This is a genomic window from Caballeronia sp. HLA56 (assembly GCF_054655155.1).
Genome location: NZ_BAAHOB010000001.1, coordinates 784,747 through 803,419, shown reverse-complemented (window position 1 = coordinate 803,419; position 18,673 = coordinate 784,747). Strand labels below are relative to the sequence as shown.

The following is an 18,673-nucleotide window of genomic DNA, read 5'->3' as shown; positions in this document are numbered from 1 at the left end:
CGCTAGTTCCCCGAGGAGCCCGCGTGACTGGTGTCGGGAACCAGCATGGCCGTGCCGCCCTTGTACGAAGGCAGGCCGCTCAGAATGCCTTCGAAGTCGCGCAATGCCTCGCCGACGTTCAGCCCGCCCGCGCCCAACTGAAATTGACGAATCGAGCGCTCATGGCCGCTCGCGCGGCTTTTCACGGCGGTCAGCGCCGTCAGCACTTCGCCTTGACGCTCGAAGTAGCGAAACAGCAGAACCACGTCGCTGAGATAACTGATATCCACGTCGCTCTGTATTTCGCCGATGATTCCATGCTGCCCCAGCACCAGCATCGTGATGACGCCGCGCTGGTTCAGATAGGTGAGCAGTTCGTGCATTTGCAGGAGCAGGTAGCGCTCGCCGGGCATCGCTTGCAGATACGCGTTCAGGCTGTCGATGGCAACGTAGCGCGCGTTGCCCTGTTCGACGCTCTGTCGCACGCTGCTCGTGAACTCCCCGGGCGATATTTCGGCGGGATCGACCTGGCGCAAGTTCAGCAAGCCGCTATCGAGATGCGGCCGCAGATCGATGCCGAGGCTCGTCGAGCGCCGCAAAAGCGTGGTGCGCGTTTCATCGAAAAGATAGTAGACACACGGCTCGCCGCGTTCGAGCGCGGCGAGCAGACACGAGGTGACGGTGGTCGTCTTGCCCACGCCCGACGGCCCGACGATGAGCGTATTGGTGCCTGGCACGAGGCCGCCGCCGAGAAGCGCATCCAGCCCGGCCGTGCCGGTGCTGAGCGGCTTTGCCGAGAAATCGGCGTGATGTTCAGACGCGATCAGACGCGGATAGACTTCAATGCCGCCGGTGTTCAGCGTCATGTCGTGAAAACCTTCGCGAAACTTGATGCCGCGCATCTTCGCAATCCGCAGGCGCCGGCGCTCGCCGCCGTAGTCGTGCACGAGATTGTCGAGGCACAGCACGCCGTGCGCGATGCTGTGCAACTGCAGATCGCCCGGCTCGGACGTGTTGTCGTCGAGCAGCATGACGGTGCAGGCGCGCGTCGCGAAGTAACGCTTCAACGCGAGAATCTGTCTGCGATAACGCAGCGGGTTTTGCGAGAGCATGCGCAACTCGGACAAGCTGTCGAAGACGAGTCGCGCGGGCTTCACTTCATCCACTTGCGCGATGACATCGCGCACGGTTTCGCCCAGTTCCACTTCAGCGGGATGCAGAACGGTCTGCTCGTAACGCGGGTCGAGCCCTTCGTCCGACAGAAGTTCGATGATGGTGAAGCGATTCGTGTCCCAGCCATGGCTTTCGGCCACGGCGACGAGTTCTTCCTTCGTCTCCGAAAGCGTCACATAAAGACCTGGCTCGCCGACTTCCGCGCCCTTGAGTAAGAACTGCAAGGCGAGAGTCGTTTTGCCCGCACCCGGCGCACCTTCGATCAGATACATGCGATGCGGCGTCAATCCGCCGCCGAGAATGTCGTCGACTCCCTCGATGCCCGTCGGAATGCGGGCGGGCAGGGCTTGCGTGGTTTTTTCTGGCATGTGCTCGCGCTTTCTGTTGTCTGGCCTTTTAATCTGGCCTTTCGCGCGAGCAATCGGAAAACATTGGAGAACGCCCGCGCCTCGCGGGGCGGTTGCAAGAAGCGAGCCAGTACATGCCGGCGCTGCGACGTTCGTTAAATTTACCGACTATCCAGCAAATTCCTGTTGCAAAAATCCAAACCAGAGCGACGCTTTTTAAGATTTGGTTGCAATGCAGCATGAAAAGCGTATAGTTAGGGTTATCCCCTAGATAGTTACCCTGATTCTTTACCTGAGAGACGCCATGAAAACCACCGCTCAACAATCTTTGTTCGTTTCGTTCGGTTCGTTCCTGCGCTCGGCGAAGGCAACGGTGCGCCGTGAGTGGAATCGCGCGCTGCAATTGCATCTGCAAAACTGCGAGATGCTCGTCGAATCGTATCGCCGCACCAAGTAAGTCGGACAGTACCCGGTCAGAGTTTCAAAGCAACGCCCCGGAAGCGAATGGCTCCCGGGGCGTTTGTCTTTTACGAGCGCGTAGCGCATCGCCAGAGTGACAACGGCGCGCCTCCCCACGGCGAGCGCGCCGTTGTCGCATCGGATGGCGACGTCTAGATCGCCCAGCCGCCGAGATAGAACACCGCGAGCACGATCGCGATCGCGACCGTCCCCACGTTCAGCTTGCGATACTCGCCCGCCACGATCCGCCCGATCACCAGCGTGCAGAAGCCAAGCATGATGCCGGTGACGATATTCGCCGACAGCACGATGAACACGGCGCATACGAGCCCGGACATGGAGTCGACGGTATCGTCCATGTGCAGCTTGCTCACGTTGCCGAGCATGAGCAGGCCGACGTACATCAAGGCAGGCGCCGTCGCGTAGGAGGGCACGAGACCGGCGAGCGGCGAAAGGAACATCACCGCGAGAAAGAGCAGGCCGACAACCGTTGCCGCAAGCCCCGTCTTTGCGCCCGCCGCCACGCCCACCGACGATTCGATATACGCCGCCGCCGGTGCACCACCGAAGCATGCGGAGAAGATCGAGCTGAGCGAATCGGCCGTCAGCGCGCGTCCGCCGTTGACGATGCGCCCGTTGGCGTCGATCTGACCCGCCTGGCCCGCGACGGCGCGGATCGTTCCGGTGGCGTCGAACACGGCGGTCATCACGAGTGCGAGCACGCTCGGCAGCACGGCCATCGAGAGCGCGCCCTTGATGTCCATCGCGCCGATGAGCGACGCGTGTCCCGGCGTCGCGAGCGAAGGCAGCGCAAACACGCCGTGAAAGCGCACGGACGGATCGAAGATCAGGCCGATAGCCGACAGGCCGACCACCACGAGCAGAATGCCGCCCGGCACGCGCCGGCGTTCCAGCCCGAAAATCGCCGCCAGGCCGAGCACCGACATCAGCACGGGAAATGCGCGGATCGCGCCCAGCGAAACCGGCATGCCCGGCGCGGGATTTTTAACGATCAGGCCGACGTCGTTGGACGCGATCAGCAGCAGAAACAAGCCGATGCCGATGCCCGTGCCATGCGCGACGCCCGTCGGCAGATTGCGCAAGATCCACGAGCGCACGCCAGTCACGGAGATCGCGGTGAAAACGACGCCCATCAGGAACACGGCGCCCAGTGCGATGGCAGGCGAGAGGCCTTTGCCGAGCACGAGACCGAACGCGGTGAATGCGGTCAGCGAGATGGCGCAACCAATCGCGATAGGCAGACGCGCCCATACGCCCATCAGCAGCGAGCCGAACGCGGTCGTGAGGCACACGGCGACGAACACCGCGCTGGTATCGAAACCGGCCTTGCCGAGCATGCCCGGCACGACGAACACGGAGTAGACCATCGCGAGAAAGGTCGTGATGCCCGCGACCACTTCGGTCTTTTCCGTGCTGCCAGCGAGCGATATGCCGAAGTAGCGGTCAAGAAAGCCGCCGCTCGCGGTCGGTGCCGTGTCCTCTCGTTCGATAGGGGAAATGTCGATGTCGCCAAGCTGCTGGGCGGGGGATTCCAACATGAGCTGCTCCTTTATCAGCACGCTGAAACGGTCGACCGTGCGCGCAATCAAGCGCACTGCGGTCCGTCGTCAGGGTCGTCTCGTATTTAGTTCTGGATGTAGCCTCGTGCTCGCCGCTGATGGCTGCACTCGGTCAGGACAAAGACTATGGGAACGCAACGCGAGGTCCAATCCCGTGGAAAACATGCCGCTCATGCCAACATTCTTATATTTCTGAGAGTCCTAAGCTGGCTGGGGCTTCCCGCCAGAACGATAAACGCCGGACTAGGGCAAATGCCTAGGCCGGCGTTGGGGGTGAATGCTTCGTCACGTACGCCCTGACAAACCCATTACTGCATGATTCGCGATACACCGCGTCCGCGCGGGTCGGACATGGGCTCGGGCGTGTCGCCGTTGATGCGGATAGCCTGAATGTCGCCATTGAAGCCTTGCATCGTGAACTTGTAGCCCTTGTCTTCGAGCTGCTTCACGACTTCCGGATCGAGCTGATGGAACGGCTCCTGGTAGATCGTGTCCGGCGGCAGCAACTGATGATGAAAACGCGTCGCGCCCACGGCTTCAGGTAGCGGCAAGTTGAAGTCGTAGACGTTCGAGAGCACCTGGAAGATCGACGTGAAAATGCGCGAGCCGCCCGGCGTGCCGATCACCATCGCGACCTTGTCGTCACGCGTGAGGATGGTCGGCGTCATGGAAGACAGCGGCCGCTTCTTCGGCTCGATGGCGTTGGCGTCGCTGCCGACCACGCCGAACATGTTCGGCACGCCCGGCTTGGAAGCGAAGTCGTCCATCTCGTCGTTGAGCACGACGCCCGTGCCTTCGGCGATCACGCCCGAGCCGAAGTAGCCGTTGATGGTGTAGGTGTTCGACACCGCGTTGCCCCATTTGTCGACGACAGAAAAGTGCGTCGTCTCCGCTTTCTCGGGCATCGATGTACCGAGGCCCGGCAGCACGCTCTTCGTCTCCGAGGGCTTGTCGGGATTCACTTCCTGTGCGCGTTTCAGGATGTAGTCGTCGTCGGTGAGTTGTGCGACCGGCACCTTGTAGAAGTCGGGATCGCCGAGATATTGCGCACGATCGGCGAAGACGCGTTTCTCGATTTCCGCGACGAGGTGAATGTACTGCGCCGAATCCAGCGGCACGCCTTCGAACTTGTCCTTCAGGTCCGCCTTCATCTTGAGCAACTGCACGAGGCCGACGCCGCCCGAACTCGGCGGCGGCGCGGTGATCACGCGATAGCCGTTCCAGCTCGCGACGATGGGTTGCCTCCAGACCGCCTTGTAGTCTTTCAGATCGCGCGACGTGATGAGGCCGTGGCCCGCCATGGAAGTGGCGATCAGCTCGGCCGTTCTGCCTTCGTAGAAGCCCTTGGCGCCCTTGTCGGAGATGCGCTGCAAGGTATCCGCGAGATCGGGCTGCTTGAATACCTGACCCGCCTTCATGCCGCCGAAGTAGAGATCGAAATTCGTCTTGCCGGCGAAATCCTTCGATGCGGCGTCACGCCGGGAAATCAGTTGATCGTCGACGAGAAAGCCGTTTTCCGCATACTTGATGGCGGGCGCGAGCACCTGCTTCCACTTCAGCTTGCCGAAGCGCTTTTGCGCCTGCCACATGCCTTCCACCGTGCCCGGCACGCCGACCGCGCGATGTCCGTAAAGGCTCATGCCCTTGATGACCTCGCCCTTGTCGTCGAGATACATGTTGCGCGTGGCGGTGAGCGGCGCGCGTTCGCGATAGTCGAGGAAGTACGGACGATGATCCACGTACAGCGTCATGAATCCGCCGCCGCCGATATTGCCCGCTTCCGGATAAGTCACCGCGAGCGTGAAGGCGATGGCGACGGCTGCATCGACCGCGTTACCGCCTTGCTTCAGGATTTGCTCGGCGGTGTCGGCGGCGAACTTGTCGGCAACCGCGACGGCCGAGGCGGTGAGGACTTGCGGCTGAGTGTCCGCGGTCTTGGCAACGGCGGGCGTGGTTTCGACGAAACCGGCCGCCAGAAGCGCCGAGGCAACGATGGCGCTCAATGCGAGCGTGCGAAAGCGCGGTTCTCTTTTCGACTGCATCTCCTGCGTTCTCCTTAGGCTTTTCGGGGTTGTAAGCGCTTATACCATGTTCGTGGCGCGCCAAGAAATGGCACGCGCCGCATCATGCGCTCAAGGCATCAACTGACCGCCGTTCACGTCGATGATCTGGCCAGTCACATAGCGCGACATCGCCTCGGAGGCGAGATAGAGGAACGCGCCGCTGCAGTCGTCCGGCTCGCCTATGAAGCCCATCGGAATCGACTTGCGGAAGGATTCGAGCTGTTCCGGCGAGGTGAAGCGCTCCTGAAACGGCGTCTGGATCACGCCGGGCGCGACGGCGTTCACGCGGATGCGATCGCCCATCAGTTCCTTGGCCATGCCCTTGGTGATCGTGCTGACAAAGCCTTTCGACGCCGCATAAAGCAGCGCGCCTGGACCGCCGCCGTTGCGCGCCGCGACTGACGTCACGTTGATGATCGAACCGCCGCCGCCCGAACGCAGCGAGGGCAGCGCCGCGCGCGTGAATGCAACCACCGAGCGCGCATTGATATGCATGACTTCGTCGAAGAGTTCGTCGGTAACGTCGCCGATCGGCTCGCGCTTGACGAGGCTTCCCGCGTTGTTGATGAGCACGTCGATCTTGCCGAACGCTTCGACTGTCGCGGCGACGGCGGCATCGATGGCCTTCGAATCGCGCACGTCCGCACCCACGGTAACGGCCGAGACCCCCAGCGCGCGCACGTCGCTCGCGACTTGCTCGGCTTGGTCCTTCGAGCTGTTGTAGTGCACCGCGACATTCGCGCCGTATTGGCCGAACGCACGCGCCGCCGCCGCGCCGATACCCGTGCTCGCGCCGGTGATGAGGATCGATTTGCCTTTCAGATCGTGCATGAGTGCTCCAGTGTGGTTGTTTTATGAACGGGACAGGTTGCGCCAGCCAAGAGTATACGGAGCATTCGCGGGCGGCGTCGGGCGGCGCGCAAGCCGCGCCCAAACCGGCCGCAAACAGTGGCAACATGTTCATCTGCTCACGTCGAAGTGAAACCAGGAGACGCACATGAACGCACAAGTCGATCCCATCCCCGCCGACCGTCAGGGCGTGATCCCGTACATCGCGGTGGCGGGCGGCGTGACGGCCATCGAGTTCTATACGAAGGTGTTCGGCGCTACCGAGATCTACCGGCTCGAACAGCCGGGCGGGCGCATCGGGCATGCGGAGTTGTCTATCGGCGGCAAGGTCGTCTATCTGTGCGACGAATTTCCGGAGATGGATGTGAAAGGCCCGCTCTCCATAGGGGGCAGCCCGGTGATGCTGCATCTCTATGTCGATGACGTCGATGCCGTCGCCCAGCGCGCGGTGGACCAGGGCGCGACCATTCTGCGCGCGGTCGAAGACCAGTTCTATGGCGATCGCGGCGGCAAGATCCGCGATCCGTATGGGCATGTGTGGTGGGTGGCAACGCACCGCGAAGATGTGTCGCCGGAGGAGATGCAGCGGAGGGCGGAGGCGTTGTTTGGCGGGGCGTGATTCTTTAACGCCCATCCGACGCGCTTACGATATGCGCGACGAGTCGGCTCGCGTGGAGCACGCGTCCGTCGGAACGACGCGCCACGATGAATTCGCCAGCTACGAAGCGCGCTTGTCAGCGCGAGCGCCGCGAAGAATTCACTACGCATCGAAACGCGGGTGAACCGCGCGCCACGCTCGAACGAAGCCGCTACGCATCGAACGAATACGTCTCGACCACGCGCCGCACCGATTCCCTGAACGACGCGACGAGATCCGAACGAATGCCGCTGCCCGGATACGACAGCGCGTATTCATATTCGATATCGGTTTCGAACGGCCGCACGACCACGCCGTGCGAGCGCCAGACCTTGGCCGCGAACGGCTCGACGATCGACACGCCCAGACCGCCCGCGACCATCGCGTAGCGCGTGTGGGCAGTGTCGGTGAGCACGGTGTAGCGCGGCCTTTCTTCGGTCGCCGAAATAAGCGATTGCTCCGCCTCGTAAGGCTGCCGCGCATTGGGCAGCCAGCCGATCAGCTTCTCGCCGCGCAAGTCGTCCGGACGGATGATCTTCTTCGCAGCGAGCCTGTGCGACGCGGGCATGGCGCAAAGCGCACGCGCTTTCAGCAAGGTCTCGACTTCAATGCCTGCCACCGCGGGCAATGCCTGACTCAAGGCAACATCGGCGGTGTGATTTTGCAGGCTGACGAGCACCTCGGGCACCTTCACCGAATCCACCTTGATCGGCACGCCCGGATGACGCTCCGTGAAGTCGGCAAGCACGGGCGGCAACAACGTGGTGGCCAACACCGGCATGCAGGCGACGGTCAGGCCGTCCGAGGCTTCGTCGCGGATCATCTGCGCGACTTGTTTCAGGCGCTCCAGGCCGAGGAAGTTTTCCTCGACGGACTTATAGAAGCGCAAGCCCGCGTTGGTCGGATTCAGACGGCCGCCGATACGGCTGAAGAGGCTGAAGCCGAGATCGGCTTCGAGATCGGCAATCAGGCGGCTGATGGCCGGTTGCGTCACATGGAGTTTGCGGGCGGCGCCGACGCTGGTGCCCGTCATGATGAGGCTACGGAATGCCTCGATCTGGCGAAAACGAATCATTTTGGGACGGCTTTGTCAAGCGGCTCTGGTAGTGCAGTTTCGGTACTGCGAGGACGCAGATCTTATAGGAAACAATGCTTTACTGCCTTTTCGCTGCGCTTTGACGCATGCCGACCGTGTGTGTTTTGCCAACAATTCGCACGAGTATTCGAAAAATTTAGTCACTATAACCACATGTGAGTGGCATCCGTCTTATTGATACGAAATACTCGCCGCCAACCTAGAAGCGCGATGAAAGGCCCGGCGTAAGCCAAAGGCTGGCCGCGGCGCGCGGGGGCAGTGCTTCGGGCTCTACGAATCTAGCCATGATGATTCGTAGAGCCAATTGTTTAGTGCAGCCAAACTAAACGACCGGCGCAACAGCAACGATAACCAAGACAACGAGACAAGAAGGAAAACGCAATGCGCACGACCTCACTTACGCCCAAATACACTCTCGCGATGCTCGCGGCGCTGGCCTTCACGATGTCGGCGCACGCTGCCATCGTGCCGTCGGGCGTTACGCTTGCCGCCAAGCAGGAACTGGTGCGCAATAACGGCTCCGAAGTCGAAACGCTCGACCCCGCGCTGGTCGAAACGGTCGTGGCGGCGAACGTCACGCGCGACCTGTTCGAGAGCCTCACCGCCGCCAACGCGGACGGCACCGTGGTGCCGGGCGTGGCGGAAAAGTGGGAGCAGAAGGACGCAACAACCTGGCTCTTCCATCTGCGCAAGAACGCCCGTTGGTCCAATGGCGAGGCTGTCAGCGCAAACGATTTCGTGTACGGCTGGCAGCGTTTCATCGACCCGAAGACGGCATCTTCTTATGCGAGCGTGTTCGGGCCGTTTCTCCTGAATGGCGCCGAGATCGTCGCGGGCAAGAAGCCGGCTAGCGCGCTCGGCGTGCGCGCCATCGACGCCTATACGATCGAAGTCAAGACCGCCGGCCTCGTGCCGTTCCTCCCGGAACTGATGTCGAATCAGAACTTTGCGCCGGTGTATCGCGCGGGCGTCGAGAAATATGGGAAAGACTGGACCAAGCCGGGCAAGCTCGTGAGCAACGGCGCGTTTCAGTTGAAGGACTGGCAGGTCAACAGCAAGCTCGTGCTGACGAAGAACGCGAGTTACTGGGACAAGGAACATGTGCAGCTGACGCAAGTGACCTATCTGCCCGTCGAGGACGAAAACACGGACGTGAAGCTCTTCCAGTCGGGCGATAACGACATGACTTATCAGATTCCGACTGGCACGTTTGCCAAGTATCGCCAGCAGTTTCCGAACGACATTCGCAATTCGCTGATCCTCGGCACGCGCTATTACAGCTTCAACAATCGCGATCCGCTCCTGAAGGACGTGCGCGTGCGCAAGGCCTTGTCAATGGTGATCGACCGCGATCTGCTCGCGCAGCGCGTGACCGCCGACGGCCAGACGCCCATGTACGGGCTGATGCCCAAGGGCGTGCAGGGCGCGGATGTATCGGCATATGACTGGTCTGCCTGGCCGATGTCCAAGCGCGTCGAGGAAGCGAAGAAGCTGCTCGAACAAGCCGGCGTGAAACCCGGCACGAAGCTGCGTTTCGCCATGAACACGAGCGACTACAACAAGAAAATGGCGATTTTCGCGGCGTCGGAATGGAAGACCAAGCTCGGCCTCGACACGCAGATCGAATCGATGGAATTCAAGGTTCTGGTCAAGAAGCGTCACGAGGGCGACTATCAGATCGCGCGCAATGGCTGGGTCGCCGACTACAACGACGCCACCACGTTCCTCACGCTCGTGCAGTGCAAGTCCGAGCAGAACGACAACTTCAATTGCAATCCGAAGGCCGACGCCCTCGCGCAGCAAGCCAGCGAGACGACCGATCAGGCGAAGCGCACGCAGTTGCAGACGCAGGCGGCGAAACTCGTGATGGAGGATTATCCGTTCCTGCCGCTCCTGCAATACGGCCTGCCGCGACTGGTGAAGAGCTACGTAGGCGGCTATTCGCTCAAGAATCCGATGGATCACTACGGCAGCAAGGACCTCTACATCGTCAAGCACTGAGATACCTATGTGGTCTTATACATTGCGGCGCGTGCTGCTCACGCTGCCTACGCTTCTCATCGCGATCACGGTGTGCTATTTGCTGCTGCACGCCACGCCCGGTGGTCCGTTCGACGGCGAGCGCAAGGTTTCCGCCGAAGTGCTCGCGAATCTGCAGGCGAAGTATCACCTCGGCGAGCCGTTGTGGAAGCAGTACCTGCTGTATCTCGACAGCTTGTTGCACGGCGACCTGGGCGCCTCGTTCCGCTATGCCGACTGGAGCGTGAACGAACTCGTGCTGCGCGCCTTGCCGGTGTCGCTCTCCATCGGCGGCGTGTCGATGCTGCTCGCCATCATTATCGGCGTCGCCTTCGACGTGGCGGCGGCGCTTCGGCGCAACAGCATGATCGATTACGCGCTCATGTTCGTGAGCAACGCGGGCAACGCGTTTCCCTCGTTCGTGATCGGGCCGGTACTGATCCTCGTGTTCGCCATTGCGCTGAAATGGCTTCCCGCGGGCGGCTGGAACGACTTTCAGATGCGCTACATGGTGCTGCCCATCGCGCTGCTCGTGATGATCAACGTCGCCACCGTGGGCCGCGTGACGCGTGCGAGTCTCATCGAAGTGATGAACACGCAGTACATCCGCACCGCGCGCGCGAAGGGCTTGCCCATGCGCACCATCGTGCTTCGCCATGCGATGAAGCCCACGCTCATTCCAGTCGTCTCGGTGCTCGGTCCGCTCGCGATTTCCTCGATCACGGCGGCGGTCGTGACGGAGTCCGTGTTCTCGTTGCCGGGCATCGGCAAGCTGATCGTGAATGGCGCGGCCAACCGCGATTACACACTGGTGCTGGGACTCGTCGTGCTCGTCACGGTGGTGGCCGTGCTGCTCAACCTTTTGGTCGACCTCGCCTATGCGTGGCTCGATCCGAAGATCCGTTACTAAAGGGCGCCCAATGAAATCCGTATCTTTAGCGCCGCTCATGGAACAGGCCGTCGCGGGCCGAAGCCCCTGGCAGGACGCCCGCGCGCGCTTCGTGCGCAACAAGGCGGCAGTGGTCAGTCTCGCGTTGCTCGCGGTGATCACGCTTATCTGCATAGTCGGACCGTGGCTCTTGCCGAATCAGTTCGATTCCGCCGATTGGAACGCCATGAGCGCCGCGCCCACGTTCGAAAACTGGCACCTCTTCGGCACCGATGAAACCGGGCGCGATCTGCTCGTGCGCTGTCTCATCGGCGGACGCGTGTCGCTCGTGATCGGCGCGCTCGCCACGTTGACATCGGTCACGCTCGGCATCGTGTGGGGCGCGCTGGCGGGATTCATCGGCGGGAAGATCGATAACGCGATGATGCGTTTCGTCGACATGATGTACGCCATTCCGTACCTGCTGATCGCCATTCTCATGGTCACGCTGCTCGGCCGCGAGTTCTATCTCGTCGTGCTCACCATCACCGTGTTCTCGTGGATGGACATGGCGCGCGTGGTACGCGGCCAGACGCTCGCCATTCGCTCGAAGGAATACGTGGAAGCGGCGCGCGCCATCGGCGTGCCGACCTCGCGCATCATCGTGCGGCATGTGGTGCCGAATCTGCTCGGCATCGTCGCGATCTATACCACCGTCACGGTGCCCGGCGTCATTCTCACCGAATCCGTGCTGTCGTTTCTCGGGCTCGGCGTGCAGGAACCGATGACGAGCTGGGGCGTGCTGATTCAGGACGGCGTAGGCGTGATGGAAACCTCGCCGTGGATCTTGCTGTGTCCGGCGGCGCTGCTTTCGATCACGCTTTATTGCATCAACTTCGTCGGCGACGGTTTGCGCGACGCACTCGATCCGAAGGACAGGTGAGTCATGCCGCTACTTCATGTCAGCGATCTTCAGGTCGAGTTCAAGACCAACGACGCCACCGTGCGCGCGGTCAACGGCGTGAACTTCACGCTGGAAGCGGGGGAAACGCTCGGTATCGTCGGCGAATCGGGTTCGGGCAAGAGCCAGAGCGTGCTCGCCATGCTTGGGCTGCTTGCATCGAACGGACGCGCGAGCGGGCAGGCGCTGTATCGCGGGGAAAATTTGCTCGGGCTGTCGGGCAAGGCGCTGAACCGCATTCGCGGCAACCGTCTCTCGATGATCTTTCAGGACCCGATGAGTTCGCTCAATCCGTACCTGAGCATCGAACGGCAGATGACCGAAGTGCTCGAACTGCACAAGAACATGACGCGCCGCGCGGCGAAAAAGCGCGCCATCGGCATGCTCGAAGCGGTACGCATCCCGGAAGCGGCGCATCGTATCGGACAATATCCGCATGAGTTGTCGGGCGGCATGCGTCAGCGCGTGATGATCGCCATGGCGCTGCTCTGCGAGCCCGAAGTGCTTTTCGCCGATGAACCGACCACCGCGCTCGACGTCACCGTGCAGGCGCAAGTGCTGCAATTGCTGCGCGATCTGCAGCGCGACTTCGGCACGTCGATCGTGTTGATCACGCACGACCTCGGCGTGGTGGCCGGTCTCTGCGAAAAAGTCATGGTGATGTACGGCGGCCGCGTGATGGAGCAGTGCGATGCGAGCAGCCTGTTCGCAAAGCCGTCGCATCCGTACACCATCGGGCTCTTGCGCGCGTTGCCGCGTCTCGACAAGAGCGGCGGCGAACTGACCGGCATTCCGGGCAACCCGCCGAACATGGCGCATCCGCCCGCGGGCTGCCCGTTTCACGAACGATGCGCGCATGCCGCCGAAGACTGCGTGCAGCACGTGCCCGCGTTGCGGCCGGTCGATGGCGTGCACTGGCTGCGCGCCTGCCATCGTCCCGCCGAAGACATGATCACCCGCTATCAGGAGGCGAGCCATGTCTGATGCATCGGCCCCGACGATACTTTCCGTGCGCGATGTCCGCGTGCATTTTCAGATGAAGTCGAAGATGCGCTTGCCGTGGGCGCCTTCGCGCACGCTCAAGGCCGTCGACGGCGTGAGCTTCGATCTGAAGGCGGGCGAAACGCTCGGCGTGGTCGGCGAATCGGGCTGCGGCAAGTCCACGCTCTCGCGCGCCATTCTCAACCTCATCCCAGCGACCGCCGGCGATATCGTGTGGATGGGCGCGCCGTTGCGCGAAGCATCGACGCGCGAATGGCATCGCGTACGCGGCGACGTGCAGATGATCTTTCAGGACCCACTGGCATCGCTCGATCCGCGCATGACGGTCGGGCAGATCATCGCGGAGCCTTTGCTCGAACATCGGCCGGGCATGAACCGGCACGAGATCGACGTTAAGGTGCGCGCGTTGATGGCGAAGGTGGGTCTGCGCGAGCAGATGATCAACCGCTATCCGCACGAGTTTTCGGGCGGGCAGTGTCAGCGCATCGGCATTGCGCGCGCGTTGATCGTCGAGCCGAAACTCGTGATCTGCGACGAGCCGGTGTCCGCGCTCGATGTCTCCATCCAGGCGCAAATCGTCAATTTGCTGAAGTCGCTTCAGAAGGAGATGAAGCTCTCGCTGATCTTCATCGCGCACGATCTCGCCGTGGTGCGCCATATCTCCGACCGCGTGATGGTGATGTACCTCGGCCGCGTGATGGAGCTTGCCGACAAACACGCGCTCTATGAAACGCCGCGCCATCCGTACACGCGCGCGCTGCTTTCGGCCGTGCCGGTGCCGGACCCGTCGGTCGAGCGCGCCAAGGTCGTGCAGATTCTTTCCGGCGATATTCCGAGCCCGATCGACCCGCCATCGGGCTGCGTGTTTCATACGCGCTGTCCCATGGCCGAGTCGCGTTGTTCGCTGGAGACGCCCACGTTGCGCGCGTTGGCGGAGGAATCCTCCGCCGCCTGCTTCTTTGCTTGATTACATCTAAACACGTCGAATAGAGGAACCCGGAAACTCGCCATAAAGCACTATCAATTTCGCTCGCGCGCAGCATGGCGCGTCTTCTGTTCGCCCTAGCCGTTTGCCACGTTCGTCCCGACCGTTTGTATCGCCGGACGTGGCTTTTCGCATCCGTTCGTTTCGGAATCCTTCATGGATTTCGATGGAGCAATCAACAGGTTGAGTCAGTAGTTGGAGATACTTTTCATGAAAAAACAAAAACGTTCCCTCGCGCTTTCCATTTTGCTTTTCAGCGGCTTCATGGCCGCTTCGGTCGCGTCCTACGGGCAACAAGCCCCGGCACAGACCGACGATACCGACCCGCCGTCGCGGCACACCGAGGCGCCGCCTTCATCGCCGCCCAATACCGAGGCGGATGCGCCCGTGAGCAATCAGGCGAAATCGAACGGGCTGATCGAAGACTCGCATCTGAACTTGCTCACGCGCTCTTACACCGAGCATTTCGAAGCGAAGGGCGCGGAGAAGAAGGACGCGTGGGTGCTCGGCGAGCAAGCGGTATTCGAATCGGGTTACACGCGCGGTCTCGTCGGTCTTGGTTTCGATCTGACGATGTTCGGCGCGCTCAAGCTCAACGGCGGCAGCGGCGCGGGCAACCGCGTGCGAATTGGCGCGCCGGGCGAAGCGGGGCGCACGCAACTCGCGTGGGCGTATCCCGGCGTGTGGGACGTGAAGGCGCGTGTTTCGAACACCGTGTTCAAGTACGGCCAGCAACTCTTCGATAACCCGTTCCTCGTGCCGCACGACAATCGCGCGCTGCCGCCGACATATCGCGGCTTCTCGCTTGCCAGCGACGAGATCAAGAACCTGACCTTGAAGGCCGGTACCGTGGATGGCGTGATCGCGCGCGGCATGGCGAGCGTTACGGGCCTGACCACCGAGTACGGCGGCACGCACATGTCGCAGTTCACGTATTTCGGCGGCGACTGGACCCATGGCGACGATACCGCCGTCACGCTCTACGGCAGCGTCGCGAACAACGTGTGGCAGCAGTACTACCTCTCGGCGACGCAAAGTATCGGCGACCCGAAAACCATGCGCTGGACCGGCGCGCTGAACTACTACTACACGGGCGCGATCGGCGACAAGCGCCAAGGCTCGATCAACAACAACGCGTACAGCCTGGCGCTTGCCGGCACGCACGGCGCGCATACGCTTCAATTCGCATTTCAGCAGATTGCAAGCGATCAGTTCTTCGACTACGTGGGCCAATCCGCGGGCGACTATCTCTCGAATTCGCTGGATGTCGACTACAACGCGCCGCACGAAAAGTCCGTGAGTCTGTCGTATTCGCTCAACATGAAGGAGTACGGCGTGCCCGGCCTGAAGTTCACGCTGTGGGGCGCATATGGCTGGGACGCGGATGCGACAGCCATGGCCAACCAATATGCCAATCCGGATAGCAGCCAGCACGGGCTCTACTGGAAGGACGGGCAGCCGGTGCATGGCACGCACTATGAAATTGGCGTGATACCGAGCTATACGGTGCCGGACGGCAAGTTCAAAAACACGTCGGTCAAGTTTTACTACATGCACCATCACGGCAGCCAATACTATTCGGACGGAACGAGCGACGTGTATCGACTCATGGTCAACGTCCCGGTGAACGTGTTCTGACGCGAAGCGAGAATCCTACAAAATCTCCTCTTTACATTACGTATAGCTTTCATATATAAAGAGAGTGCGTGTTGCGGATTGCCATGTCTCGCCCACGCCCATCGCCCGGCAGCCTCGTGACTGCCGGGCTTTTTTTCGTCCGTTCAACGCGCGGCGGTTAGCTTTCATGCGCTTACGGTATGCATCGTTCTAAGTGAAAACCCCGCCGTTTCTTTCGCTTGACTTACTTGATATATCAAATACTGTGTATATGCGATGGCGGTCGAAGCGTCATCGCAGGAGGCGCCGCTCGGCGTCCGATTACACAAGGCAAGGAGACATGCATGGGAACCGACCGGATGGATCGCGAGACGGAGACGTCGCGCCTGGCGTCGCCGTGGGTGCAGTTGGTGTTCGGCGTGATTTGCATGGCGATGATCGCCAACATGCAGTACGGGTGGACGCTCTTCGTCAATCCGATCGACGAGAAGTATCACTGGGGCCGTGCATCGATTCAGGTCGCGTTCACTATCTTCGTGGTTACCGAGACGTGGCTCGTGCCCGTGGAGGGGTATCTCGTCGACAAATACGGTCCGCGTCCTGTCGTCGTGTGCGGCGGCTTGCTGTGCGCGATTGCCTGGGCGATCAACTCGGTGGCGTCGTCACTGCCGCTCTTGTACTTCGCGGCGGCGGTGGGCGGCATCGGCGCGGGCGCGGTGTATGGAACATGCGTCGGTAACGCGCTCAAGTGGTTCCCCGAGCGACGCGGCCTCGCGGCGGGCATCACGGCGGCGGGCTTCGGCATGGGGTCGGCCGCGACTGTCGTGCCGATTGCGCACATGATCAAGTCAAGCGGATACGAAGCCACGTTCCTATGGTTCGGACTCGGTCAGGGACTCGTGGTGTTCCTGCTCGGCATGGCGCTTTACGCGCCGCCCGCGCAGATGCTCGCCGCGGTCAAGAGCAAGTTGAAGCGCGCCGTCTACAACGCGAGCCCGAAGCAGGTGTTGAGTTCGCCGATCTTCTGGGTGATGTACATCATGTTCGTGATGATGGCCGCCGGCGGATTGATGGCGACCGCGCAACTCGGGCCAATCGCGAAGGATTTCGGGTTGCACGATTCGCCCGTGTCGCTGCTTGGCCTGACGTTGCCGGCGCTGACTTTTGCGCTGACCATCGACCGCGTGCTCAATGGCTTGACTCGACCGTTTTTCGGTTGGGTATCGGACCGTATCGGACGCGAGAACACCATGTTCATCGCCTTTGCGATCGAAGCGGTGGGCATCGTCGCGTTATCGCGATACGGGCAGAGTCCGGTGGCGTTCGTGGTGCTGACGGGTATCGTGTTCTTCGCGTGGGGGGAAATCTACAGCCTCTTTCCCGCGACATGTGGCGATACCTTCGGCCCGAAGTTCGCGGCCACCAATGCCGGATTGCTGTACACGGCGAAGGGAACGGCTGCGTTGCTGGTGCCGTTCTCGAGCGTGATCACATCGATGACGGGAAGCTGGCACGCGGTCTTCATGCTGGCGGCGGGCATGGCGGCAATATCCGCGCTGCTCGCGCTCTTCGTACTCAAGCCGATGCGCAATGCCCATTCGCAGAAGCATGCGCGCGCGGCGGGGTTGGAGATGGCGTATTCACCGGTGAAGGAGTAGAGCGCAAGGCGCGGGCGGGTGGCGTTAGGCGTCGCCCGTCTCGTCTCGTTGGCGCTTTATCGCATGGTGCATCAGCATGGCGGCGACGGCTTCGGGCGCCTCTCGAAGAAGCGAATGAAGCGCCAAGTCGGCGCACCTGCGCCGACGCTAGAACCGCATGCCCATGTTGCACATGCCGAAGCCAATGCCATTGGTGGCGAAGCCGGCGCATCCCAGAATGCCGCATCCGCCAAGCGCGGATAAGACTGCGAAAACCGCGGCGGCGGCAAGAAAAGTACGAACCTGCTTCATGATGTCGAAACGGAATAAACGTGGCGCCGCGATTGTCGCTCAATGGCTAGGCACGTTTGTCACAAAGCGTGAATGCCGAATGAATCACGCTTAACCGCCAGGGCATCGCTCAATGCGGAATCGGCAGCTTGACCGGATCGCCGTCGCCTGCCACCGCAAAGACCAGCAGCTTCGCCGGCTTGGTCGCGCTCGCATTCTTCGATACGAGGTGATGCGCGCCGGGCGGCTCGTACCACGATTCGCCCGGCCCGTAGGTCTTCGCGGAGGACCCTTCGAGTTGTGACGTGACATGACCTTCCAGCACATACGCGAAGATCGAGCCGGGGTGCATATGCGCCTCGGATGCCTGCCCCGGCTTATACGAGACAGTCGCCATCAGCACGTTCTTGCCCGCGATCTCGGGAATCGCCTGCTTCATCACGGGCGTGACGACTTCCGCGGCTGCATCGTGCGCGAACACTCTGGACGCGCTCAACGCCAGCGCCGCCGTCAACATCATGATCTTGCGAAGGTTCATGGCTCTCACCTCACGCGGGCATCTTGCGGAACGCGATCGAAAAGCGGTTCCAGCTATTGATCGCGGCGATGAGCAGCGTCAGGTCGACGATTTCCTCGTCGCTGAAATGCGGCTTCACGGCGGTCCAGACGGCATCGGGTACGTGCTCCTCGGACACGAGCGTGAGCGCCTCGGTCCATTCCAGCGCGGCACGTTCGCGGTCGGTGAAGAACGGCGTTTCGCGCCAGACGACGACCGTCGCCAGCCGGCGATCCGTTTCGCCGCCCTTGCGCGCGTCGGTGGTGTGCATGTCGACGCAAAACGCGCAGCCGTTGATCTGCGATGCGCGCAGGCGGACCAGCTCGGTCAGCGATTTCTCGAGTCCGCATTTGGCGATGCGCTCTTCGACACCAACGAGCGCCTTGATCGCGGCGGGGCTGGCTTTGTAGAAGTCGAGACGTGATTCCATGATGATTTCCTCTTCGCTTGGGGTTTGAAAGAGCGTCCTGAGTGACGCGACAGATGTAGATTAGTCGCTGGATTGGTTTTATGAAATGGCCGATTTTTGGTAAGTTCAGGTAACCAGTGCCGGG

The 18,673-nt window shown here is 61.6% G+C and carries 16 protein-coding genes; 9 read left to right on the top strand and 7 right to left on the bottom strand.

The window, feature by feature from the left end:
- Positions 1–2: 2 nt before the first annotated feature.
- Positions 3–1,520 (bottom strand): ATPase domain-containing protein, encoded by a 1,518-nt coding sequence (locus ACYQ47_RS03750; protein ID WP_244829552.1) that lies wholly within the window; start codon positions 1,518–1,520, stop codon positions 3–5.
- A 283-nt stretch (positions 1,521–1,803) separates the two neighbouring features.
- Between ACYQ47_RS03750 and ACYQ47_RS03745 the strand changes: the two genes are divergently transcribed.
- Positions 1,804–1,956, top strand: coding sequence for a hypothetical protein (locus ACYQ47_RS03745; RefSeq protein ID WP_244829554.1), 153 nt, complete (start codon positions 1,804–1,806; stop codon positions 1,954–1,956).
- A 154-nt stretch (positions 1,957–2,110) separates the two neighbouring features.
- Here the strand turns inward: ACYQ47_RS03745 and ACYQ47_RS03740 are convergent, their stop codons facing one another.
- The 3 genes from ACYQ47_RS03740 to ACYQ47_RS03730 all read right to left on the bottom strand — a co-directional run bounded on the left by ACYQ47_RS03740 (position 2,111) and on the right by ACYQ47_RS03730 (position 6,432).
- Positions 2,111–3,517, bottom strand: a complete 1,407-nt coding sequence (locus ACYQ47_RS03740) for an NCS2 family permease (RefSeq protein ID WP_244829561.1) — start codon at positions 3,515–3,517, stop codon at positions 2,111–2,113.
- A 329-nt stretch (positions 3,518–3,846) separates the two neighbouring features.
- Positions 3,847–5,580, bottom strand: a complete 1,734-nt coding sequence (ggt, locus tag ACYQ47_RS03735; protein ID WP_250467169.1) for a gamma-glutamyltransferase — start codon at positions 5,578–5,580, stop codon at positions 3,847–3,849.
- Between the two features lie 90 nt (positions 5,581–5,670).
- Entirely contained in the window at positions 5,671–6,432 is a 762-nt protein-coding gene (locus ACYQ47_RS03730; RefSeq protein WP_250493457.1) for an SDR family NAD(P)-dependent oxidoreductase, read from the bottom strand.
- 166 nt (positions 6,433–6,598) lie between these two features.
- Here ACYQ47_RS03730 and ACYQ47_RS03725 point away from each other — a divergent pair, with 166 nt between their 5' ends.
- Complete coding sequence (locus tag ACYQ47_RS03725; RefSeq protein WP_244829566.1) at positions 6,599–7,069, top strand: VOC family protein; 471 nt, start codon at positions 6,599–6,601, stop codon at positions 7,067–7,069.
- Between the two features lie 190 nt (positions 7,070–7,259).
- Here ACYQ47_RS03725 and ACYQ47_RS03720 read toward each other — a convergent pair whose 3' ends face one another.
- Positions 7,260–8,162, bottom strand: a complete 903-nt coding sequence (locus ACYQ47_RS03720; RefSeq protein WP_459904506.1) for a LysR substrate-binding domain-containing protein — start codon at positions 8,160–8,162, stop codon at positions 7,260–7,262.
- 402 nt (positions 8,163–8,564) lie between these two features.
- Here ACYQ47_RS03720 and ACYQ47_RS03715 point away from each other — a divergent pair, with 402 nt between their 5' ends.
- The 7 genes from ACYQ47_RS03715 to oxlT all read left to right on the top strand — a co-directional run bounded on the left by ACYQ47_RS03715 (position 8,565) and on the right by oxlT (position 17,293).
- Complete coding sequence (locus ACYQ47_RS03715; RefSeq protein ID WP_459904504.1) at positions 8,565–10,184, top strand: peptide ABC transporter substrate-binding protein; 1,620 nt, start codon at positions 8,565–8,567, stop codon at positions 10,182–10,184.
- A gap of 7 nt (positions 10,185–10,191) precedes the next feature.
- Entirely contained in the window at positions 10,192–11,112 is a 921-nt protein-coding gene (gene oppB, locus ACYQ47_RS03710) for an oligopeptide ABC transporter permease OppB (RefSeq protein ID WP_459904502.1), read from the top strand.
- Positions 11,113–11,122: 10 nt separating this feature from the next.
- Positions 11,123–12,013 (top strand): ABC transporter permease subunit, encoded by an 891-nt coding sequence (locus ACYQ47_RS03705; protein ID WP_309849053.1) that lies wholly within the window; start codon positions 11,123–11,125, stop codon positions 12,011–12,013.
- A 3-nt stretch (positions 12,014–12,016) separates the two neighbouring features.
- Positions 12,017–13,015: an ABC transporter ATP-binding protein gene (locus ACYQ47_RS03700; protein ID WP_459904500.1), complete on the top strand. Its 999-nt coding sequence runs from the start codon at positions 12,017–12,019 to the stop codon at positions 13,013–13,015.
- Positions 13,008–14,000, top strand: coding sequence for a murein tripeptide/oligopeptide ABC transporter ATP binding protein OppF (oppF, locus tag ACYQ47_RS03695; protein ID WP_459904498.1), 993 nt, complete (start codon positions 13,008–13,010; stop codon positions 13,998–14,000). Before ACYQ47_RS03700 ends, oppF begins: the two co-directional genes overlap by 8 nt.
- Positions 14,001–14,228: 228 nt before the next feature.
- A complete protein-coding gene (locus ACYQ47_RS03690) occupies positions 14,229–15,656 on the top strand; it encodes an OprD family outer membrane porin (protein WP_459904496.1) in 1,428 nt (475 codons plus the stop codon).
- 323 nt (positions 15,657–15,979) lie between these two features.
- The gene (gene oxlT, locus ACYQ47_RS03685; RefSeq protein ID WP_459904494.1) at positions 15,980–17,293 is read left to right on the top strand and encodes an oxalate/formate MFS antiporter; all 1,314 of its coding nucleotides are present in this window, start codon (positions 15,980–15,982) and stop codon (positions 17,291–17,293) included.
- A 400-nt stretch (positions 17,294–17,693) separates the two neighbouring features.
- On the opposite strand, the gene ACYQ47_RS03680 is transcribed toward oxlT, so the two are convergent.
- The gene (locus tag ACYQ47_RS03680; protein WP_244829591.1) at positions 17,694–18,101 is read right to left on the bottom strand and encodes a cupin domain-containing protein; all 408 of its coding nucleotides are present in this window, start codon (positions 18,099–18,101) and stop codon (positions 17,694–17,696) included.
- 10 nt (positions 18,102–18,111) lie between these two features.
- The gene (locus ACYQ47_RS03675; protein WP_459904492.1) at positions 18,112–18,549 is read right to left on the bottom strand and encodes a carboxymuconolactone decarboxylase family protein; all 438 of its coding nucleotides are present in this window, start codon (positions 18,547–18,549) and stop codon (positions 18,112–18,114) included.
- Positions 18,550–18,673 lie beyond the last annotated feature (124 nt).